The sequence below is a fragment of the Brevundimonas sp. Marseille-Q4549 genome, from assembly GCF_976940555.1.
Genome location: NZ_CDRHXG010000001.1, coordinates 152,481 through 171,303, shown reverse-complemented (window position 1 = coordinate 171,303; position 18,823 = coordinate 152,481). Strand labels below are relative to the sequence as shown.

Below are 18,823 nucleotides of genomic sequence, written 5' to 3'. Positions count from 1 at the left end.
GGACTCGAATGTGGCGCATCTATTGCCGCCAAATCGGACGAGCCGGACGACAACGCGGTGTCCGCGAACCTTCAGGCGGACGGCGCGATCAGTTCAGCCGCATGACCTCGGCCGACGCATAGAACCCGGCTGGCCCCATCTTCGGGAAGATGGCGAACCCGCGATCCTCAACCTCGTAGAGGTGCGCGACGAGCGTATCGAACTCTTCCTCACAGTCTGGCCGAGGCTGGATCAGGATCGCTCCTGCCAGCGGAACCACGATGTGGATGTCACTACCGGCGGCGAGATCGTCGAAAGAAACCATGGGTCGCAATATCGCAAACTGTGTTGATCGTCATCGAGTCAGCCGACCACGAACCGTTCTGGCCGCACCGCCGCGAACAAGTCACGAGCGTCTACGGAAGGGTTCAGCCACGCTTCCCAATTGTGCGGGTTGAGGATGACCGGCGCCCGCGTGTGATAGTCGCCCATCCATCCTTCCGATGGTCCGGTGAGGATCGTGAACGATCCGAACTCCCCCGCATCAGGAGTGATGACGCGATCCCATAGCCCGGCGAACCATAGGAGATCGCCATCGGTCCGAGCGAAGCGGTGTTTGATCTTGGCTCCCTTACTGCCGGTCCATTCGAACCATGCGCTTGCAGGGATGATGCAGCGGCGTTTGGCATACGCCTCACGGAAGGTGGAGGTGCCAGCGCAGGTCTCGGATCGTGCGTTGAAGGTCGAGAGCTTGAAACCGTCGTCTCTGCCCTTCTCCGTATCCTTGAGAGGCTTGCCCGACCGCCAGAAGGGCACGAGGCCCCATCGCATCCTTTCGACCACCCAGCCGTCGCTTTCCAGCCGTGCAGTGGTTTGCATGGTCGTGGGACGAACATCGTCGTCGGGCTGGAGGTTCAGGGGTGGCGTGGTGACGGGCGCGATGGTGGAGAGAGCCTCATGGATTTCGGCCCATGTGAATTTCCCGGTTGTCTCGAACCGCCCGCACATTACCGCTTCACGAACTCGCGGATCATGGCGACGACCGCATCGCGTTCCGCGTCTCGAAGCTTCCCCCAGAGTTTCAGGATAGTGCGTTCAGATACGCTGCTGCCGCTTGGGTCGGGGTCATCATAGAGGTCCGCGACGCTGCACTTGAGAGCCTCGGCAACCCTGACCATAGCAGCCGCCGACACTCGGTTGGTGCCCCGCTCATATTTCTGAACTTGCTGGAAGGTGACGCCTATTGCGTGACCAAGATCGGCCTGTGTCAGCCCGGCCTTCTCACGACGGGTGCGGACAGTCTTTCCAATTTGGAGATCGATCTCTGATGCGACGTTTGTAGGCATTGTTCGCGTATAGCGCGACACTTCGGCTCAACCAATCCGCGAGTTGCGATCAGGGCCGAAGCGTCACGCCACGAGGAATGCAAGGTGCGGTCGTTCACTTATGCGTGCCCGAATGAACGAGGTAAGGTCAGCTTCGCTCTCCGACATCTGTTCTGGCGTGATAGCGCCACGGAAGAGTTCGTAGCGGAGCCAAACCCGGTAGGTGTTCACGACATCAGTCTCGCCGTAGTCGGCGCATTCTTGAATGCGACCTGCTCGGACGTGCTCCCAGACCTTTGAACCATCAATCCCATCGGGCTTTCCGGGCAATCCCATCATTTTGCACAGGTCATCCAGCGATGCCTTGGCGTTCGACTGGAAGCTGGCAAGTTCGTCACACAGATCGACGTGGGCCTGATCGTAGCGCTTGAAGTAGGGCCGGGAGGTCAGACCCGATGCCGCGATCCCGTTGACCATCGCCCGATATCGCAAGACAGGCAGATCGAAACCGTTTCCGTTGAAGGTGACGAGCGTCGGCCGGAGGGTGTCCACGCGGGCGGCAAAAGCCGAGATCAGATCAATCTCGGCCCGCTCCCCAATATGTGGGGCGCCGAGTGATTTGACGCGCCAGACGCCATCGACGCGCTCGGCCACGAGGGCGGCAAGCACGGCAACCTTGTGGAGCGGAAGCTTGGGGAATTTGTCGCCAAGGATTTCGACAGCCTCATCGTCGGTGAGGGCTTCGCGGCCGTGAAGGCGGGCGAGCGTCTCCGTGCAGGGAACAGTTTCAAGGTCGAAGACGATGGCGTGCTGGCTCAAGAGACCTCCGGGTTGGGAAGGGGGCATTGTCGCCCAAAGAATCGTTATGTCATCCAGATTTCTACTACTGCCGTCTCGCCATTTGCTCCCCCGACACGACTCTAAATCATCGTGGTTTTCGTCCAAGTGGCGCTCATTTCAAGTTCTTTGCGGGTGATCGGCCGCCTATCTTCGACGTCGAGTTCAGCGTAAATTTCATCGTTAACGAACCAGCCTTTGCCGTTTGACAGAATGTAGAGGCCACCTTCGACTGGCATGATCGTGTCATAGAGCGCCAAAAGAATTGCATTCGCCTTCGCCCGGTTTCGGTAGATGTCTTCGGTGTCTTCGTCGCGAAGGCTATCCATCCATTTCGCCGCCTCTTCGACCGCATCAACACCAACCATCCGGGTCTGGTGTTTCAGCATGGTCCGAAGGTCTTCGATCAATTTGTCCAGTTTGGACGCTTCGGCTTGGCGTTCAGCCAAGCGGATGCGCGTCGAACTGACGTCCTCGCCTCGTTCGGCAGCTTCGATGGTATCATTGAGGTTGTCGATCTTGACCTGAATGGCACGGCGAGCGGACAGCTTGTGCGTCAGGTCCGTTTGATCTGGTAGGGGTTGAGCCGCTTCCATCCGGGCTTCCATAAGGAAAACGGTCAGCCATTCTTCGACATCAGAACACAGGTAGGTCTGACGGTTGTCGCAGTTCTGTTTGCGGTTGGCCTGATAGCATCGGAAGGATCGGACACGGGCCGAGTTCGGGTGGTTCGTGACGACGAGCGTCCCGCCGCATGCCTCACATTTACCCATCCCCATGATAAGGTTTGGGAACCGCTTCCCTCTACGACCTGCGCCTCCTCCACGTTTGTTTCGCAAGGCGATCATCGCCTGCGCGCGGTCGAAGGTCTCTTCGTCAACGACCTTCGGATAATAGTTAGGGATCGGGTCACCGTCAGGCTGGCGAAGCATCCGCTTATGCGCGCGCTGGCTGGTTAGGGTCGGTTGATAGAACCCCATTACCGAGGGTGACCGGAGGATGGTGAGGACATAGCCTTGATGCCAGCCGTCCGATCCGGCGACGAAGGGTTCCACCTTGTTGGCGTTCAGCCGTTGGGCGATGGCCGTGATCCCAAGCCCGTCGATGCACTCGGCGAAGATGCCCCGGATGATGTCGGCCCGGTCGCCGATCAGGTCAAAGTGCTTGGTCCGCTCGTTGAAGACGGTCCACGCCGGTCCACGGCGGGAGAGCTTCTTACCGGTTAGGCGAGCTTCCTCACGCTTCTCAGCCCAAGCCTTTGCGACTTTACGGGTCCGTTCCTTATTCTCGTTGTGGGAGTTGGACATCGTGAACAACGCCCGCATCAGTTCAAGGGACGTCGAGTGTTTGTGGTAAACCTCGCCATCGACCAGAGTGACGACGTTGACGCCTTTCCGAATAATCGACGTCAGAAGGTGAAGGGCTTCGCTCTCGATCTCGCGGGTCAGTCGCGAGAATTCATCGACAAGAAGGTAATCGCCCGACCGGATGGTCCCGGCCTCTATCATGTTCAAAAGAACGCCGAGCTTGCCCGTCTCGCGATGAAGACCGACCGACGCTGATATCCCGCGATCCACAAACGTAGGGTCAAACTCGATGTCGGGATGCTCTTCAGCCCATTCGAGCGCCGCTGCTAACTGGCGCCGTAGACCGTCGCCCTTCAATTGCGCGCGGGTGCTGATCCGGCTGTAGGCGTAGGCTGTTGGCTTCTTAACCATACTCGCTCATACCACGAGCGAAATAATAGTCATCCATGTTATGAACTGCCAGTTGATCGGCCCCAGCTTGTCGCCCAGTTCGGTCAGGCCCTGGGACAGGAATTTGTCGAAGCTCTCGCCGCCGTCGGATAAAACCTTGCGATTGGTGCAGTATCGGCTGGCCTTGACCGCGAACACGAACCCGTCCGGCGTCTCGTCGCGCCATTTGCGCCAGCTGTCGGGCTTGAAGGTCGAATAGTAGGTGCCGTTGATCTCGATCGAAGTCAGTTTTGACGCGGCGTATTCCAGCTCCCGCTTCTGCACCAACCCCTCGGGATAGAAGACCCCGCGCCACGGCTCGAAGGTCCAGCCGCCGACGCCGATGTGGATGGAACCTGACATGGTCGCGCCTCTTTGATCACCGCTGGAATGGTCACTCAGTCGATACTGCAGCCGGCGAGGCGAGGAAACGCCTCGCGGTTTTAGCGCCTGATCGACAGGGCGGTCACGGGGCCGCGGGCTGCGACGGCGTCGTCGAGGCGGCGGGCGATGAAGCTTCATTCAGGCTGTTGGCCGCCATCTGCTGCGGCAGAGCAATGCTGAAGGCCGCCAGGGCGATGTATATGGCGACGTGCAGCCCGACCGTCGTGGCGAACAGCCAGGCGCGGCGTGTCAGGGCCGCAGGCACGATCAGCGCTAGATACAGCAACTGGTTCTGGCCATAGATGAGCAACAGGTGCGTGGCGTCCGCCTGCCCCCATTTCATACAGACCGTCGCCCCGGTCATCAGCAGATTGGTCAGCACCAGCAACAGCAGCACGGCCCGCTTGTTGGCCCAGAAATGCTGGTCCAGGCTGGTGACCTGGTCTTCGGCGTCGGGGAAAATCAGGCTGGCGGCGATGAAATAGATCAGCGCGACCACAAGCCCCGCCACCAGCAGGCCATAGCTGTAGGGGGCGTTATTGAAACTGACCCAGGCCGAGTCCCAGAAGGTGACGATGTCCAGCGCCGCGAACACCGCCAGAAGCGGCGTCTTCCAGCCGATGGGTATGGATTTGCGATGCTTGAAGGCGCGGGCGGCGCCCGTGGCCATGACAGCGACCGACAGACCCAGGATCAGGCCGTAAAAACTGAAAAAGAACTCGAACGCAGTCACTACCGCTCACCCCCATGACGAACCGCAGCCTTATCCATCGTTGCGACGTTTCGTCACCAGAAATCCGTTAGGCTGCTGTGATGATCCTGCCTGTCCTTTTGTCCGCCCTGCTGCAAGCCGGAACCGCGTCGTCTGTCGACGCTCAGTTTCAACCGCTGAAACTTGGCGACGACGACGCCTGCACCGCCGATGGCCGCTGGTGCGTGGTGCTGGTGGAGGGCAGGCAAGGAGACGAGAACACGGTGCGGCCCGTGGTTCTCGCTGCGGGCTCCGCCCGGACGGATGCGACGCGCGCCGTCAGTTATGGGCAGGAAAGCTATCAGCCCTGGCGCGGCTTGATGCCGTTGGCGGATGGTGGGTTTCTGGCCGGCGTCGATGTGGGCGCCAGCGCCATGTATTCCGGCGGCGGGGGACAGTCGTCGACGGTGGCGTTGTACCGTCTGGATGCGGCGGGCGACGCGACAGGCGGGCCGGTTCTGACCGTACCGGTTCTGTCCTCCCTGCTGATCCGCGCCTGTTTCGGTGAAAAGGACATGGCGCAGCGCGCCGGGGCCTGTCACGACGAATATAGTTTCGAGGCCAAGCTGACGGCGGCGCCGGACGCCGGGTCTGGCGGCATGCCGACCCTGATCTATGCGACGACGGCGACCGCCTATCCGCGCGGGGTTTCGCGGTCCAAGGACTCGCTGGAGAACCCGCCGCTGAAGCCAGCGGATCTGGTCGCCGCGCGTGATCCGACCTGCAGTTTCGAGCGGCGCTTCACCTTCGATACGGCGGCCGGCGTATATCAGCCGGATCGTCCCTTGCCGGACTGCTCGGACTATACGGTCCCGTGAGGTTCAGTAGGCGAAGTCGGCGTAGATGCGTTTCACGTCGCCCTGCCAGGCGCCGTGATACAGGTCCAGCAGGCGTTCGGCCGGAGTGATCCCGCTGTCGGCGATGTCTTCCAGTTCCGACAGATAGCCGCGCTCGTCCACCATGCCGCCCGAGAATCTGGCGCGGTTCTTCAGCCCCTGTTTGGCGATGGCGACCAGGTCGACGGCGATGTCGCGCACGCTGCGGCCCGCGACTTCCGCTTTCAGACCCAGGCGGGTCACGTCGCGGCGCAGGCGTTCGTGGTCGGCGATGTCCCAGTCCTTGACCAGGTCCCATGCGGCGGCCAGCGACGGGGCGTCATACAGGACCCCGGCCCACAGGGCGGGCAGGGCGCAGATGCGGCTCCACGGTCCGCCGTCGGCGCCGCGCATCTCCAGATAGGCCTTCAGCCGCACCTCGGGGAAGAGGGTGGTCAGATGGTCGTTCCAGTCCTTGATCGTCGGATATTCGCCGGGCAGGGCGGGCAGTTTCCCGACCTGGAAGTCGCGGAACGACTGGCCCGAGGCGTCCACGTATTTCCCGCCACGCTTGGCGAAATACATCGGCGTATCCAGCGCATAGTCGGCGTAGCGTTCGAAGCCGAAGCCGTCCTCGAACACGAAGCCCAGCATCCCGGTGCGGTCGGCGTCGGTGTCGGTCCAGACATTGGCGCGGGCCGACAGGAAGCCGTTGGGCCGCCCCTCGGTGAAGGGGCTGTTGGCGAACAGGGCGGTGGCGATGGGTTGCAGCGCCAGGGAGGTGCGGAACTTGGCTACCATGTCAGCCTCGCTGTCGAAGTCGAGGTTCGCCTGGATGGTGCAGGTGCGCAGCATCATGTCCAGGCCCAGCGACCCGACCTTGGGCATATAGGCGCGCATGATGTCGTAGCGGCCCTTGGGCATCACGGGGATCTGGTCGCGCCGCCACAGGGGGTCGAAGCCCAGGCCCAGGAAGCCGACGCCGATCTGGTCGGCCACCTGCTTGACCTCCATCAGATGCTGGCCGGTCTCGTTGCAGATGTCGTGGATGGTCAGGAGCGGCGCGCCCGAAAGCTCCAGCTGGCCGCCCGGCTCCAGGCTGACCGAGGCGACGAAGCCTTCGGCGTTCCTGCGCTCCAGACCGATCAGGACGCCGTTCTCTTCCACGCGAGACCAGCCGAACCGCTGCAGGCCCTCCAGCATGGCCTCGATGCCGCCGGGCCCCTCATAGGCGGGGCGTTCCAATCCGGTCTTGTGAAAGCCGAACTTCTCGTGTTCGGCGCCGATCCGCCACTGGTCCTTGGGCTTGGCGCCCTTGGCCATGGCCTCGATCAGAGCGTCTCTGGAAAGCGGCGCGTTCTCGGCCATCTGTAATCCCTGCTGTCGCGGCTAGATGGCGGCTAATGGGGCGTTCCTCAAGAGGACGAGCGGAGTATTTAACGGTCCCAATCGCCGACCGCCGCCTGCCACAGGGTCATGGCGGCGATGGCGGCCGTGTCGGCGCGCAGGATGCGTGGGCCCAGGGAAACTGCGGTGGTGAAGGGCAGGGACCGCAGCCGCTCGCCCTCTTCCGGCGAGAAGCCGCCCTCCGGCCCGATCAGGATGGACCAGGGTCCAGCGCCGGCTGCGGCAAGCGCTGAAACGGCCGGCGCGCCGCCGGTCTCGTCGCAGAACATCAGCCGCCGATCCGCCTCCCAGCCGTCCAGCAGGGCGTCCAGCCTGATCGGGTCGTCCACGGCGGGCACGTCCAGACGCCCGGTCTGTTCGGCGGCCTCCTCGGCGATGGCGTCCAGCCGGTCCAGACGGATGCGGTCGGCGTTGGTGCGTTTGGTCAGGACCAGCCGCACCCGGCGCGCGCCCAGTTCGGCGGCCTTTTCCACGATGGTCTCGACGCGGGCCTTTTTCACCACCGCCACGATCAGCTCCAGATCGGGGCCGAAGCTCTGGGGCCGCACCTGTTCCTCGGCCCGCAGGATGACGCCCTTCTTCAGCACCTCGGCTATGGTGCAGCGCCACTCGCCGTCGCGCCCGTTGAACACCAGCAGCGCGTCCCCGACCTTCAGCCGCATGACCTGGGTCAGATAGCGCGACTGGTCGAGCGTGGGGGCAAGCGGGGCGCCCGGCGTCATGGGCTGGGGAAGGTGCAGACGGATCATGGCGTGGAAATAATGCGCTTCGCCGCAGCACGATACCTCTACGGCCAGGGCGCGCTCACTCGACCGGGCGGTTCTCGGCCCAGGTCAGAATGGCGTCCAGGGCCGGGCAGAGCGCCAGGCCCCAGGGGGTCAGCCTGTATTCCACCCGGGGCGGCACCTCGGGGTAGACGATGCGCTGGACGACGCCATCGCTTTCCAATTGGCGCAATTGCTGGATCAGCATTTTCTGGGACACGGCGGGGATGGCGCGTTCCAACTGTGAAAAGCGCAGGGCGTCGCCGCTGAACAGATGGAACAGGATCAGCATCTTCCACCGACCCTCCAGAATACGGAACGCGGTGGTCACCCCCTCGGCGGCGGTCAGGGGTGTGTGTTGTGACTTACCTTCAGGTGAGTACCTGACTTTTTCGTCTGTTCTTGTCATTTTTTCAGCCTAGGCTCACCTCGTCTCCAGCTCAAACGTATGGAGATCAGACATGCCAACCGAAACACCGGCGCCCATCCGGGCCTATTTCGACGCGGTCGAGGATGGCCGCACCGACGACATCGCCGCCGCATTCGCTGCCGATGGCGAGGTTCGTGACGAGCGGGCGGTGCACCGGGGGCGCGAGGCGATCGCGGCGTGGGCCGCCGACACCCTGCAGCGCTATCAGATGCGCAACGAGGTTTTGTCCGAACGCCAGGACGCTGGCGCCCATGTCGTCGTCGCCCGCGTCACGGGGACCTTTCCCGGCAGCCCGGTGGATTTCACCTACAGCTTCACACTCGGTGTTCAGGGCATCCAGGCGCTGGAGATCAGCCTGTGAGCGCGCCTGTCTTCCGCGTGGATCCGACCGAGTTCGCAGGCCGGACGGTGCTGGTCACCGGCGGCACCAAGGGCGCCGGTCTGGCCATTGCCGAGCGCCTTTCGGCCGCCGGGGCACAGGTCGTGACCTCGGCCCGATCCGCGCCGCAGGAGGCGGGCCCGCGCCGGTTTGTCGCCGCCGACCTGACGACGATCCAGGGTGTCGACGCCTTGGTCGCGGCCTTGGGCGATGAGGCGGCGCAGCTCGACGCGATCATCCACGTCCTGGGGGGATCCAGCGCGCCGGGCGGCGGTTTCACGGCGCTGGACGATGCAGCCTGGCGGGCGGAGCTGGACCTGAACCTGATGCCAGCCGTGCGGCTGGACCGCGCGCTTGTGCCCGGCATGGTCCGGCGCGGGCGGGGCGTGGTCATCCACGTCTCCAGCATCCAGCGCGAACTGCCGCTGCCGGAATCCACGACCGCCTACGCGGCGGCCAAGGCGGCGCTGTCCACCTATTCCAAGGCCCTGTCCAAGGAAGTCGGCCCCAAGGGCGTTCGGGTGGTGTCCGTCGCGCCGGGATGGATCAACACGTCTGCGTCACAGGCGCTGGTGTCGCGTATCGCCGAAGCTCAGGGCTCTGACGAGGAGACGGCGCGCCAGACGATCCTGGACGGTCTGGGCGGCATACCCATCGGCCGGCCGGCCTGGCCCGAAGAGGTCGCCGAGCTGGTCGCCTTCCTGGCGTCGGACCGGGCCGGATCCATTCACGGGGTGGAATACCGGATCGACGGCGGGACTGTGCCCACCGTCTGATCGGCCGTCAGAGCGTCCGCGCGATCAGCAGTTTCATGATCTCGTTGGTGCCGCCGTAGATGCGCTGGACGCGGGCGTCCTTGTACAGCTGGGCGATCGGGTATTCGTTCATATAGCCATAGCCGCCGAACAGCTGGAGCATCTCGTCGATGGTCTCCCCCTGGATGTCCGTCACCCAGTATTTGGCCATGGAGGCTGTGGCGGCGTCCAGCTGGCCCTTCAGGTGCAGGCCGATGCAGTGGTCGACGAAGACCTTGGCGACGGTCAGCTTGGTCTTGACCTCGGCCAGTTTGAACTGGGTGTTCTGGAAGTCGATGATCGACTTGCCGAAGGCCTTGCGCTCCTTGACGTAGGCGATGGTGGCCTCCAGCCCGCGCTCGGCGGCGGCGACGCCCTGGACGGCGATGTTCAGGCGTTCCTGCGGCAGTTGCTGCATCAGCTGGACGAAGCCCTGGCCCTCGACCCCGCCGATGATGTTGTCGCCCGGAACCTTGACGTCGTTGAAGAACAGTTCGGAGGTGTCGTTGGCCTCCATGCCGATCTTGTGCAGGTTGCGGCCGCGTTCGAAGCCTTCCGCCCCGTCCGTCTCGACCACGATCAGCGACGTGCCTTTCGATCCCTGCGACGGGTCGGTCTTGGCCACCACGATGATCAGATTGGCCAGCTGGCCGTTGGTGATGAAGGTCTTGGAGCCGTTGACCACATAGCCATTGCCGGACTGGATGGCGGTGGTCTTCACCCCCTGCAGGTCGGACCCGGCGCCCGGCTCGGTCATGGCGATGGCGCCGACCAGTTCGCCGGATTGCAGACGCGGCAGCCAGCGCTGCTTCTGCTCCTCGGTGCCGTAGTGCCAGATGTAGGGCATCACGATCGCATTGTGCAGCGAGATGCCGAAATGGTCCGCGCCCTTCCAGCCCAGCTGGCGCATCAGCACGACCTCGTGGCGATAGTCGCCGCCGAAACCGCCGTCCTCTTCCGGCAGCGACAGGCCCAGCAGACCCGCATCGCCCGCGTCGTTCCACAGCTGGCGCGGCACGGAGGAATCGGCGATCCACTTCTGCACCTTGTCCAGCGGCGCGTGCTCGTCGATCCACTTGCCGACGCTGTCCGAGAAGAGGGTGATCTCCTCTTCACGCATGAAGTCGGGGTCGGGGCTGTTGAGGACGTTCATGGGGTGATCCGGCTTTCTCCCTCCCCGTTCGGGAGGGTGGCCGCGCAGCGGCCGGGTGGGGGCGGCGGGACGAAGCGTCGCAGGAAGAAGGGGGATTGCGTGGCCGCCCCCACCCGGTCTCCGCTTCGCTTCGACCACCCTCCCCCGCAGGGGGAGGGAGATGTGCGTGCGGCGTCCTCAGAACGCCTCGGCCGGCATGGCCATCAGGACGTCGGCGCCGGTCTTCATCTTCTTAAGATGGGCCTCCGCGTCGGGCAGGATGCGCTCGACGAAGTAGCGGCCGGTCTGAAGCTTGGTGGCGTAATAGGGATCGGTCGAACCGGCTTCGACCTGGGCTTGAGCCACCTTGGCCATCTGCGCCCACATATAGGCCAGGGCCGTCAGGCCGAAGACGTTCAGATAGTCGGTCGAGGCGGCGCCGGCGTTGTCCGGATTGGCCATGCCGTTCTGCATCAGCCACATGGTGCCGTCCTGAAGCTTGGCCTTGGCGTCGGCCAGGCCCTCGACGAAGGGCTTGATCGCCTCATTGCCGCTGTTCTCGGCCACGAAGGCGTCGATCTCGCCGAACCAGGTCATGATGGCGCGGCCGCCGTTGGCGGGCAGCTTGCGGCCGACCAGGTCCAGCGCCTGGATGCCGTTGGCGCCTTCATAGATCATGGTGATCCGCGCATCGCGCAGATACTGGCTGGCGGGGAAGTGTTCGGTATAGCCCGACCCGCCGTGGACCTGCATGGCCAGGGACGCGACGTGGAAGCCCTTGTCGGTCAGATAGGCCTTCAGCACCGGCGTCAGCAGGCCCATGTAGTCCTTGGCCTTGGTCGCCACGGCCTCGTCTTCCGACTTCTCCAGATCGGCGTGAAGCGCGGTCCACAGGATGAAGGCCTGGCCGCCTTCGACGAAGGCGCGGGCCTCCAGCAGCATGCGGCGCACGTCGGGGTGGACGATGATCGGGTCGGCGGGACCGTCCGGGTTCTTCGGTCCGGTCAGGCTGCGGCCCTGCAGGCGGTCCTTGGCGAATTCCACGGCGGCCTGATAGGCGGCGGTGCCGATGGCCAGGCCTTGCAGGCCGGTGCCCAAGCGGGCCTCGTTCATGACCACGAACATATTGTTCATGCCGCGGCCTTCGTCGCCCAGCAGCCAGCCCTTGGCGCCGTCATATTGCATGACGCAGGTGGCGTTGCCGTGGATGCCCATCTTCTCCTCCAGGCCCACGCACTGCAGCGTGTTGCGCTCGCCCAGAGAACCGTCGTCATTCACCAGATATTTGGGCACCACGAACAGCGACAGGCCCTTGATGCCCGGCTGGGCGCCTTCGATCCGCGCCAGGACGGTGTGGATGATGTTGTCCGAGAAGTCGTGCTCGCCCGCCGAAATCCAGATCTTCTGGCCGGTGATGGAGAAGCTGCCGTCGTCGTTGCGCACGGCCTTGGTGCGCACCATGCCCAGGTCGGTGCCGCACTGGGGCTCGGTCAGGTTCATCGTGCCCGACCATTCGCCCGACACCATCTTGGGCAGGTATTTGGCCTTGATCTCGTCCGAGGCGCTGGCGTGGATGCCAGCGTAGGCCGAGGCCGTCAGTCCCGGATACATCGAGAACGCCGCCGAGGCGCCCGCCGTCATTTGACCGAAGGCCGAGGCCACGACGCTGGGCATGCCCTGGCCGCCGTATTCCGGATCGGCCGCCAGCGCCATCCAGCCCGCTTCGGACATGGCCTTGTAGGCTTCCTTCCAGCCCTTGGGTCCGGTCACGACGCCGCCCTCGGCCCAGTGACAGCCCTCCTTGTCGCCCGGATTGTTGATCGGGGCGATCACTTCGTTGGCGAACTTTGCGCCCTCTTCCAGAATCTGGTCGACCAGATCCGAAGAGACGTCCTGAAAGCCCGGCTGATTGGTGTAGCGGTCGATCTCCAGCACTTCGTTCAGGATGAAGGTGAAGTCGCGGACAGGCGCCTTGTAGGCCATGAGTTACGCTCTTGCTTTGAAGGGGTGGTGGTCGTGGTTGAGGCGCGACTTCAGCAGCCGCTCATAGTCTTCCGCGCCCGGCAGCAGGTCGGGGCGGTGTTCGGACAGTTTGGACTCCATCCAGGCGCAGGCGGTCTCCGCCGTCTCGATGGCGCCTTCGATGTCTTCCAGCTGCTGCTTCAGCGCCGCGATCTGGGCGCGGTGGCGGACCAGGGCCACGGCCATCTGGTGGACGTTGTGGTCCTTCTGATCATAGAGATCCATCATGTCCTGGATCTCCTGCAGGGTGAAGCCGATGCGGCGCCCCCTCAGGATCAGCTTCAGCCGGGCGCGGTCGCGGGCGTCATAGACCCGCGTCTGACCCTTTCGCGCCGGGGTCAGAAGGCCTTTGTCCTCATAGAAACGCAAGGCGCGCGCCGTGGCGCCGAACTCGCGGCACAACTGGCGGATGGAGTAGGTGCGGTGGTCGTCGGCTGTGGCCATGCGCCGACCATAACTTGACGTGCGGGTAAAGGGAAGAGTTTACGCGCGCGTAAAGGTAAGCTTTTTCGACGCCCGTCTTTTCGCGCAAAAAGAAGCCCGGAACCTGGGGAGGTTCCGGGCGCGATCCGCCGGACGGGAGGGGGAGAGGGCCCGGCGGTCGAACTTGTGCGGTTCAGCCGCGGCGACGGCCCAGCAGAACCGGAACGGTCAGGGCGAGCAGAACCAGATTGACCAGGGCCAGGCCCAGGTCGTGGTTCACCGCATGGACGCTCAGCATTGCGGCTTCCATCACGGTCAGGCCCAGGGCGGAGACCAGAAGCAGCGGCCGGCCCACGCGCCAGGAGACCAGCGGGCTCAGCACGCCCAGCGCCAGCACCAGCTCGACCACGCCCAGGCCGCGCACCATGTTCACCGGCGCCACGGCCGGCCAACCCATCAGGGCGATCAGATTGCTCATCGGCTCGGTCAGCTTGGCGTAGCCGGCGGCGATGAAGAACATCGCGATCCACCCCTGCAGGGTCCACAGGGCGATGTTGCGATAGGCGGCGCGGCTGCGCGCCTGAGCCGTGGATTGGGCGGCGGGAAGGGTGGTGGTCGTCATGGGGAGGGCCTGATTCGTAACAGTCGCGATATCGGATCGCTCGGGTCCGTCCGCAAGGGGGATATAGCGGCGCTTTCGATATTTGTCATCCGTCGATGACATCAGCTGATGACATCAGCTGATGACTTTGTGTTACGAGCGGACGGGGCGGCCCGATGTCGCCGGCCGCCCCGTCCTTTTCCACCCCGACGCCCTACTGTCTGACGACGGAAATTCCTTTCGCCGCCAGCAACTGCTGCAGGCTGTCGTCGCCCGCCAGGTGGGCGGCGCCGACGGCGATGAAGCTGACGCCCGAACCCTTCAGCAGGTTTTCGGTCTGGTTCGCCCAGTCGGCGTTGCGTTTGGCCAGGAAGATCTGGTGGACCTCTTCCGATATGCCGCGCCCGTTCTCGAACGCGAACCGGTCCATCGCCGCGACATCCCCCGCGCTCCAGCCTGCGACGGCGCGCTCCATCTGGTCGGCGGCGGTCGAATAGGTCGCCAGATAGCTGCGCAGATAGGTCATCTGGCCCTCGTCGCTCATCCGCGCCAGGCCGCCGATCTGCTGATCCAGCGTCTCCAGCCCGTGGATGGGCTTGCCCGCCGCCAGCGCCCGGGCGCGCAGGTTCAGCTCGACCCCGTTTTCCGGCAGGAAGCCGGCGGCCTTCAGCGGGCCGGTGGCGATCATCAGTGCGGCGAACCAGGGGCGGGCGGGATCGATCTGCTGCGGGCTCAGGCCCACGGCGCGGACCGCCGTGTCCAGGGGCGCCTGCTCCTGCGGGGTCAGCCAGCTTGACAGGGGCTTGTCCGGCGACATGGCGTAGTGCTGGAACAGCGGGCCAAGCACGGACTGGTCGTCGGGATCGGTCACTTCGAACCAGACGTCCGAGGCGCTGTCGAAGGCGGCGTCGACCTTGTCCGAGCCCCAGGCCGCGCCGGTCTTCAGCATATGGATCGTGCCGTACAGATAGATGGTCGAGTCCGCGTCTCGGATGGCCCACAGGGCCGGACCGTCTCCGGCGGCGCGGGCGACGGGGGCGGGGGCTGCGGGCGTTTCGGCGGCGTGGGCGTCCACGGCCAGGAAGGCGACGCTGGCGGCCAGGCCCACGGCGACGCCGAAGCCGATGGATTGCAGGCGCGAGGCGGCGCGCCCCAGAGCGATCTGGAAGTTCATGGTCTTGTTCCTTGGTGTTTGAGGGTGTTTCGGACGGCGACGCAGGCCGCCGGATCAGACGGCGAAGAGGTCTTCGACCGGATGGTTCAGGGCGCGGGCCAGACGGACCGCCAGAGGCAGGGATGGGGTGTAGAGGCCGGATTCAAGGGCGTGCAGGGTCAGGCGCGAGACGCCGATCTGACCGGCCAGTTGTGCGACCGAAAGACTTTGACGGCTTCGCAGATCACGCACCCGGTTGTTGAGCGGCTTCATGCCCGCGCCCGGTGGACCAGCCAGGCGACGCCGTAGCCGACGGCCTGTCCGCCCAGCAGGCAAAGGAAGCCGAACAGGGCCCAGGCGGCGGGGCGGTCGGACAGGGGCTGCGGCGCGATCGGCATGCCCGTGGCCAGGACGACCAGCAGGGCGACGGCGCCCAGCAGGATGCCGAAGTTGCCGCCATGCCACCAGGCCTTGCGGTGGATCTGGCGCTGGACCTCGGTCAGGTCGCGCCACCACACGGTCGAATGCCAGATGACGGCCAGAACGACCCCGGCGCCCAGCAGAAAAGCGCCCAGCGGGGGCGGCGCGCCCAGGGCCTGAGGCCAGAAGGGCGTCGCGGCGGTGATGGTCGCGCCAACCACGATGAGGGCGGCCAGGCTCGGCGTGACATTGTCGCGGCTCGGCGTGGCCTTGGTGATGTGTTGTTCGTTCATGACAAGCTCCCCTGTCGTTGTGACAAGTTAGCTTTACGTCTCAGTGCGGCTTTTGGTCAAGCATATTTTACATCACGACAAAGAAACTTTCCAAAAGGCTGGTTTCCTTGGCTGAGGCCGCTTCATTTGTCGAAGCCCCAGGCCGTCCGGGCCGCCTCTAGCCGGGCCAGTTTGGCGTTCAGGGGCGACCAGTCGTCGTCGGCCGCGATGGCGGACCAGATCGTCTCGACCTCGTCGATCAGCATCTCTTCCGGCTCGCGCGCGGCGAACATTGGATGTTCCAGCCGTTCGATCCGGTCCGGCTCATGCTCCATCAGGGCGAAGCGGAAGGCGTCGAAGGCCTCGCCCTGATACAGTTTCGCGCGCGGTCCCGACAGGGCGCGGGCCGAGGAGGCGAAGCCGCCGAACCAGTCGAAGAACAGCGGCTCCCACCGCATCGCCTCGCCGCCTTCGCGCAGCAGGGCCAGGGTCGCATCCACCAGCCGCTGATCCGCCGCCTCGCCCAGGCTGTGGACCCCCAGCCGCATCAGGAAGGCGGCGCGCAGTTCGCGGATATAGGCGGGACCGAAGCCGTTCAGGGCGTCGGCCAGAAGTTTCGGCTCCGACACCACGGCGAGACAGCTGGCCAGCTGCGTCAGGTTCCAGAACACCGCCTCGGGCTGACGCGCGAAGGCGTACAGGCCGCCGTGGTCGAAATAGGCGGCGGTGAAGCCGGGCTGATAGGCGGGCAGGAACCGCCACGGCCCATAGTCGAAGCTCTCGCCCGTGACGTTCAGATTGTCGGTGTTCAGCACCCCATGCACGAACCCCGCCGCGATCCAGCGCGCGGTCAGCCGGGCCGAGGCGGCGGTGATCGCCTGCATCAGGCCGGGAACGTCGCCGGGCGCGACCTCGGGGTGATACAGGCTGCGGACGTGTTCGATCAGAGTCTCGATCTGGTCGGGGCGGTTGATGTAGGCGGCGCGCTGGAACGTCCCGAACCGCACATGGCTGTGCGACAGCCGCACCAGGACGGCGGAGCGCGTCGGCGACGGCTCGTCCCCCCTTTCCAGCGCCTCGCCGGTTTCGATCAGGGACAGGGCGCGGCTGGTGGGAACCCCTTGCGCCTCCAGCATGGCCGCCGCCAGCACCTCGCGCACCCCGCCCTTCAGCGTCAGCCGCCCGTCGCCGTCGCGCGACCAGGGGGTGCGGCCAGAGCCCTTGGTGCCCAGGTCGAGCAGTCGTCCTTGGGCGCTATCGCTCGCGACGCGGTCGCTCGCTGCTTGAGCGCGAGGCGTCTCCCGCATCTGCGCCGCCAGGAAACCGCGCCCGTCGCCCAGATCGGGATTGTAATGGCGGAACTGATGCCCGTGATAGCGCATGGCGACCGGGCCGGGCTGGCCGGGCAGGGGATCGAACCGGCCGAAGGCGGCGATCCATTCCTCATCCGTCAGCGTCTCCAGCCCGACTTCGGCGGCGGCCCGGTCATTGCGGAACCGCAGGATCGTCTGGGGAAAGTCCGCCGCCTTCACCGCGTCGGAATAGTCCGGGCCAAGGTCGAAGAAGCGTGGGTCGGGGCGATAGGCGGGGGAGACGGGCATGGCGGACTAGGTGCGTGTCCGAGAGGAGGAGCGCAACCTTTACCGCGTCCTTCCGGGGCTGAGCGTCGCGAAGAACCCGGAACCCAGGAGGACGAGGCGAACGCCGGCCGCATCAGGCGCCGCAGACGCCTTCTGGGTTCCGGGTTCGTCCTGCGGACGCCCCGGAATGACGACCGAAAGGGTGGCGAGGCCGGGCCATGTCTTCTATTCTCCGCCCCAGAGATCAGGTCGCCCCGCGCGGCCAGGCCGCGTCGCGCCCGCGACGAATCCGGTCCGACGCCCGTCGATAACCTGGCGTCACGACAGCTCAGTTCTTTGATCGGAGGTCGCCGTGGCGCGCAAACTGACCCTGGATTTCCTCAAGACCGAGGCGGCTTCCGGCCTGGCCCTGGCCTTGGCCGCCGTCGCGGCCCTGATCGTCGCCAACTCTCCCTGGTCGGCCGACTATTTCGCCTGGCTGAAGAGCTATCATGTCCTGCAGATCGGCCCCATCCGGCTGGAGGAGACGATCTCCGACTGGATCAAGGAAGGTCTGATGGCGATCTTCTTCCTCGTAGTGGGGCTGGAGATCAAATACGAGATCGTGCGCGGCGAACTCAGCGATCCGAAGAAGCTGGCCACCCCGGTCCTGGCGGCGTTGGGCGGCATGGCGGGGCCGGCGGCGGTCTATTTCCTGCTGACGGGCGCCATCGGCGCGCCGCATCAGGGCTGGCCCATTCCGCTGGCGACCGACATCGCCTTCGCCCTGGCCGTCTTCGGCTTCGTGGGCAAGGGGCTGCCGTCGTCGTTGCGCGTCTTCCTGCTGACCCTGGCCATCGTCGACGACCTGGGCGCCATCGCCCTGATCGGCCTGCTGTTCAGCGAGGGCGCGAACTGGACGCCGCTGCTGTGGGCGTTGGGCGCTCTGATGCTCGGCGGCCTGGTCGCCCGACGGATTCGCATCCCCGCCCCGTTCTGGGTGCTGGGCTTCGCCCTGGTCTGGTATCTGACGGTCCTGTCGGGGCTCAGCACCTCTCTGACCGCCGTGGCCTTCGCCCTGATCGTGCCCATCAAGCCCCGCGCCGAGGATCATCAGAGCCCGCTGAAGGAGGCGATGCACGACCTGCATCCGTGGAACGCCTTCTTGATCCTGCCGCTCTTCGCCTTCGCCAAGGCGGGGGTCTCCTTCGCCGGGCTGTCGCTGGACCAGGCCTTCGCCCCCCTGGTCGTCGCCATCGCCCTGGGCCTGTTCGTCGGCAAGCAGATCGGTGTCTTCGGCCTGGCCTGGCTGGCTTCGGCGCTCAAGATCGGCGCCCGGCCGACGGGCGCCAGCTGGCTGCAGGTCTATGGGGTGGCCCTGCTGTGCGGCGTCGGCTTCACCATGAGCCTGTTCATCGGCGTCCTGGCCTTCCCCGGCGCGGTCGACAGCCCCGAGCAGATCGAGGTCAAGCTGGGGGTTATCGGCGGCTCCCTTCTGTCGGCCGTCGCGGCGGCCGTGGTCTTGGGTCTGGCCGGGCGGCGTCGAGGGGCCTGAAACCCCGCGAAATCGGGCAAATACTGACCTTACGTCAGGGTTTTCTGTCGCTTCACCGACACACAAGGGCGATTGTGCGGCGAAA

General features: G+C 65.1%; 21 protein-coding genes and 1 pseudogene. 4 read left to right on the top strand and 18 right to left on the bottom strand.

Annotation, left to right across the window (positions count from 1 at the left end):
* Positions 1–88: 88 nt before the first annotated feature.
* The 7 genes and pseudogenes from ACWPV3_RS00880 to ACWPV3_RS00850 all read right to left on the bottom strand — a co-directional run bounded on the left by ACWPV3_RS00880 (position 89) and on the right by ACWPV3_RS00850 (position 4,994).
* The gene (locus ACWPV3_RS00880) at positions 89–304 is read right to left on the bottom strand and encodes a hypothetical protein (RefSeq protein ID WP_114815860.1); all 216 of its coding nucleotides are present in this window, start codon (positions 302–304) and stop codon (positions 89–91) included.
* Positions 305–342: 38 nt separating this feature from the next.
* Positions 343–987 (bottom strand): SOS response-associated peptidase, encoded by a 645-nt coding sequence (locus tag ACWPV3_RS00875; protein ID WP_114815861.1) that lies wholly within the window; start codon positions 985–987, stop codon positions 343–345.
* On the bottom strand, positions 987–1,346 hold the full coding sequence (locus tag ACWPV3_RS00870) for a helix-turn-helix domain-containing protein (RefSeq protein ID WP_211305941.1): 360 nt from the start codon (positions 1,344–1,346) through the stop codon (positions 987–989). The genes ACWPV3_RS00875 and ACWPV3_RS00870 overlap by 1 nt, the downstream gene beginning before the upstream one ends.
* Before the next feature lie 42 nt (positions 1,347–1,388).
* On the bottom strand, positions 1,389–2,123 hold the full coding sequence (locus tag ACWPV3_RS00865; protein ID WP_162790551.1) for a 3'-5' exonuclease: 735 nt from the start codon (positions 2,121–2,123) through the stop codon (positions 1,389–1,391).
* A gap of 101 nt (positions 2,124–2,224) precedes the next feature.
* Positions 2,225–3,859, bottom strand: a complete 1,635-nt coding sequence (locus ACWPV3_RS00860) for a recombinase family protein (RefSeq protein WP_114815864.1) — start codon at positions 3,857–3,859, stop codon at positions 2,225–2,227.
* Positions 3,860–3,898: 39 nt separating this feature from the next.
* A pseudogene (locus ACWPV3_RS00855) lies at positions 3,899–4,240 on the bottom strand (DUF72 domain-containing protein); the annotation flags it as partial.
* 103 nt (positions 4,241–4,343) lie between these two features.
* The gene (locus ACWPV3_RS00850) at positions 4,344–4,994 is read right to left on the bottom strand and encodes a hypothetical protein (protein ID WP_312735673.1); all 651 of its coding nucleotides are present in this window, start codon (positions 4,992–4,994) and stop codon (positions 4,344–4,346) included.
* Positions 4,995–5,074: 80 nt separating this feature from the next.
* Between ACWPV3_RS00850 and ACWPV3_RS00845 the strand changes: the two genes are divergently transcribed.
* Positions 5,075–5,830 carry a hypothetical protein gene (locus ACWPV3_RS00845; protein ID WP_453976484.1) on the top strand — a complete coding sequence of 252 codons (756 nt, stop codon included), beginning with the start codon at positions 5,075–5,077 and terminating at the stop codon, positions 5,828–5,830.
* Between the two features lie 3 nt (positions 5,831–5,833).
* Here ACWPV3_RS00845 and ACWPV3_RS00840 read toward each other — a convergent pair whose 3' ends face one another.
* From ACWPV3_RS00840 to ACWPV3_RS00830, 3 genes are all read right to left on the bottom strand, one after another.
* Positions 5,834–7,195 carry a glutamate--cysteine ligase gene (locus tag ACWPV3_RS00840; RefSeq protein ID WP_453976483.1) on the bottom strand — a complete coding sequence of 454 codons (1,362 nt, stop codon included), beginning with the start codon at positions 7,193–7,195 and terminating at the stop codon, positions 5,834–5,836.
* A 68-nt stretch (positions 7,196–7,263) separates the two neighbouring features.
* Positions 7,264–7,983 carry a 16S rRNA (uracil(1498)-N(3))-methyltransferase gene (locus tag ACWPV3_RS00835; RefSeq protein WP_453976482.1) on the bottom strand — a complete coding sequence of 240 codons (720 nt, stop codon included), beginning with the start codon at positions 7,981–7,983 and terminating at the stop codon, positions 7,264–7,266.
* Positions 7,984–8,038: 55 nt separating this feature from the next.
* Positions 8,039–8,329, bottom strand: a complete 291-nt coding sequence (locus tag ACWPV3_RS00830) for a winged helix-turn-helix transcriptional regulator (RefSeq protein WP_453976481.1) — start codon at positions 8,327–8,329, stop codon at positions 8,039–8,041.
* 130 nt (positions 8,330–8,459) lie between these two features.
* On the opposite strand from ACWPV3_RS00830, the gene ACWPV3_RS00825 reads away from it, so the two are divergent.
* Complete coding sequence (locus tag ACWPV3_RS00825) at positions 8,460–8,789, top strand: nuclear transport factor 2 family protein (protein ID WP_453976480.1); 330 nt, start codon at positions 8,460–8,462, stop codon at positions 8,787–8,789.
* Positions 8,786–9,583, top strand: a complete 798-nt coding sequence (locus ACWPV3_RS00820; RefSeq protein WP_453976479.1) for an SDR family oxidoreductase — start codon at positions 8,786–8,788, stop codon at positions 9,581–9,583. The genes ACWPV3_RS00825 and ACWPV3_RS00820 overlap by 4 nt, the downstream gene beginning before the upstream one ends.
* A gap of 7 nt (positions 9,584–9,590) precedes the next feature.
* On the opposite strand, the gene ACWPV3_RS00815 is transcribed toward ACWPV3_RS00820, so the two are convergent.
* From ACWPV3_RS00815 to ACWPV3_RS00780, 8 genes are all read right to left on the bottom strand, one after another.
* Positions 9,591–10,754 carry an acyl-CoA dehydrogenase family protein gene (locus ACWPV3_RS00815; protein WP_453976478.1) on the bottom strand — a complete coding sequence of 388 codons (1,164 nt, stop codon included), beginning with the start codon at positions 10,752–10,754 and terminating at the stop codon, positions 9,591–9,593.
* 177 nt (positions 10,755–10,931) lie between these two features.
* The gene (locus tag ACWPV3_RS00810) at positions 10,932–12,716 is read right to left on the bottom strand and encodes an acyl-CoA dehydrogenase C-terminal domain-containing protein (protein WP_453976477.1); all 1,785 of its coding nucleotides are present in this window, start codon (positions 12,714–12,716) and stop codon (positions 10,932–10,934) included.
* A 3-nt stretch (positions 12,717–12,719) separates the two neighbouring features.
* Positions 12,720–13,199, bottom strand: a complete 480-nt coding sequence (locus ACWPV3_RS00805; RefSeq protein WP_087120466.1) for a MerR family transcriptional regulator — start codon at positions 13,197–13,199, stop codon at positions 12,720–12,722.
* A gap of 172 nt (positions 13,200–13,371) precedes the next feature.
* Positions 13,372–13,800, bottom strand: a complete 429-nt coding sequence (locus tag ACWPV3_RS00800) for a DoxX family protein (protein ID WP_313454008.1) — start codon at positions 13,798–13,800, stop codon at positions 13,372–13,374.
* A gap of 193 nt (positions 13,801–13,993) precedes the next feature.
* The gene (locus ACWPV3_RS00795) at positions 13,994–14,953 is read right to left on the bottom strand and encodes a TraB/GumN family protein (protein ID WP_453976476.1); all 960 of its coding nucleotides are present in this window, start codon (positions 14,951–14,953) and stop codon (positions 13,994–13,996) included.
* Between the two features lie 54 nt (positions 14,954–15,007).
* On the bottom strand, positions 15,008–15,205 hold the full coding sequence (locus tag ACWPV3_RS00790; RefSeq protein WP_292086683.1) for a helix-turn-helix transcriptional regulator: 198 nt from the start codon (positions 15,203–15,205) through the stop codon (positions 15,008–15,010).
* Positions 15,202–15,645 (bottom strand): hypothetical protein, encoded by a 444-nt coding sequence (locus ACWPV3_RS00785; protein ID WP_453976475.1) that lies wholly within the window; start codon positions 15,643–15,645, stop codon positions 15,202–15,204. The genes ACWPV3_RS00790 and ACWPV3_RS00785 overlap by 4 nt, the downstream gene beginning before the upstream one ends.
* Before the next feature lie 122 nt (positions 15,646–15,767).
* Complete coding sequence (locus tag ACWPV3_RS00780) at positions 15,768–17,225, bottom strand: protein adenylyltransferase SelO (protein WP_313454003.1); 1,458 nt, start codon at positions 17,223–17,225, stop codon at positions 15,768–15,770.
* A gap of 331 nt (positions 17,226–17,556) precedes the next feature.
* On the opposite strand from ACWPV3_RS00780, the gene nhaA reads away from it, so the two are divergent.
* Positions 17,557–18,738, top strand: coding sequence for a Na+/H+ antiporter NhaA (nhaA, locus tag ACWPV3_RS00775; protein ID WP_292086686.1), 1,182 nt, complete (start codon positions 17,557–17,559; stop codon positions 18,736–18,738).
* The last annotated feature ends 85 nt before the right edge of the window (positions 18,739–18,823 follow it).